The sequence below is a fragment of the Okeania sp. SIO2B9 genome (genome assembly GCF_010672505.1).
Taxonomy (GTDB): domain Bacteria; phylum Cyanobacteriota; class Cyanobacteriia; order Cyanobacteriales; family Microcoleaceae; genus Okeania; species Okeania hirsuta.
This window is the reverse complement of record NZ_JAAHGK010001424.1, coordinates 1-1,836: the sequence shown is the minus strand read 5'-3', so window position 1 is coordinate 1,836 and position 1,836 is coordinate 1. Positions and strand designations below refer to the sequence as shown.

Genomic DNA, 1,836 nt, shown 5'->3' with positions numbered 1-1,836 from the left:
TAATCGTTATGCTGTGTTGAAAAGTCTCGATTTGATAACTTTAGAATCCCTAAGTTCTGCTAATCCTAATGACTTAGAAGTTTATCCTGAATTTGCTGATGGAGTCGGTACACAAGTTGTGCAGCAAGCTCAATCTGTCTGGGAAAATCAAGTAATTATTAGAAATGAAAAGTTGACCGAAGAAATAGATAGTAAAACTTTACCAATTAATTATTACAAATTAACTAGGATAGTCAATGCTCCTGTTGAAATATATTTTGATATTGAAGCTCAACCAGACATTAATCTAGATTATTTACATGGTGTCTTAGTAGTTGATAAACGCACAAATACAGAAAAATTCTATGTTAATTTAGCCGAAAATCCCTTAGATGAAGAATTTATTTGGTATCAATTTTTAAACTTAGTTTGGAAATATCCTATAGCTCCAATTTATCACTTCTGTGAGTATGAAATTCAAACTGTCAAAAAATTAGCTAAACTTTATAACACTCCAGATTATCTGTGGAAACCATTGTTGAAAAGATTTGTGGATATTCATAAAGTTGTTACTCAAACTGTTATATTGCCTGTAGAAAGTTATTCCCTCAAAAATATTGCTCGTTGGTTAGGTTTTGAATGGCGGAATCCCGAAGCTAATGGCGCTCAATCTGTCTGTTGGTATGAAGAATGGTTGAAAACTGGCGATCGCTCTTTTTTAGATGCAATTATTATTTATAATCAAGACGATTGTTATGCTACTTATTATATTAAAGAATGGTTGTTAAAATTTTTAGAAGAAGGAGTCAGGAGAACCGAGTCAGGAGGACCGAGTCAGGAGTTAGATATAGGAACCGTCGGATAGACAAGGTAAAGTCTTCAGAAGGAAGAAGGAAGAAGGAAGAAGGAATAGTTCAACAATTAATTATTAATTATTATATTATTACCTCTCCTTGAAAAGAAGAGGATTGACTAATCATGAAAATTTTTTCTCTCTTGGTCGATTGGATATGGCGAGGAGACCCGTTCTTACAGACCCGCTCCGAAGATCTCCATCCCACCCTTCGGGAAGCTGCGCTAACGACCGCTTGTTTCTCTTTTAAAGGAGAGGCTTTAAACCTTAATGATTCGGTAAGAAGGAAGAAAGAAGAAGCAATTATTCATAATTAAGAAGAAGGAAGGTGAGAAAGTATTATGTTATCTATATTAATAGAAAATAATACCAAATTCAAAAAAGTTCGTTACATCTTAATTTGTGATTTATTCGTACAATAAAAAAATGATAAGTTCCATAGTAAGCATTCAGCCGTCAGCTATTAGCTATCAGCTATTGCTTTTGGTGTAGTTTCAAAGCTGTATTAGGCGTTGCTGATTCTGGGTATGATTTGATAATTTTGTATTTGGGATTTTTGATTTTGGATGGTTTGAACTACTTGTTAATATTAACTTTTCCCAGATCCGGTGTTCCCTGTTCCCTGTTCCCTATAAACCTACTTTCATACCTTAATTCAGCAATGCCCTGTATTAATCTAGTCAGAGTTAAATCTTATGACAAAATTTTTAAATTCTATATTCATTTAAACTCCTTCCTTAAAGGTAAGTTATTATTGTTGATAGCTGACAGCTAATAGCTGAATGCTTACGTTCCATAAATTATAAAAATTCAACTTTTTCCCTGTTTTTTATTATGTTTTTCGGGTGGATATCATATTTGCAAAAATACTTTTTTCGGCATTGGTGATTTTGGCTATGATTGTGCTTTAATGGCAATTGCCTAACTATTAACTGAAAAGCATTTTATATTTAGCAAAATTTAGGTTTCATAGCTTGATTAACCAACGCCATTTTTTCCTATAA

General features: G+C 32.8%; 1 protein-coding gene. It reads left to right on the top strand.

All coding sequences use genetic code 11. The features are described from left to right. Window positions 1-844 (top strand): TM0106 family RecB-like putative nuclease (locus tag F6K13_RS31365; protein WP_287289613.1); only part of this gene is annotated, 844 nt, incomplete at its 5' end. Between the last annotated feature and the right edge of the window lie 992 nt (window positions 845-1,836).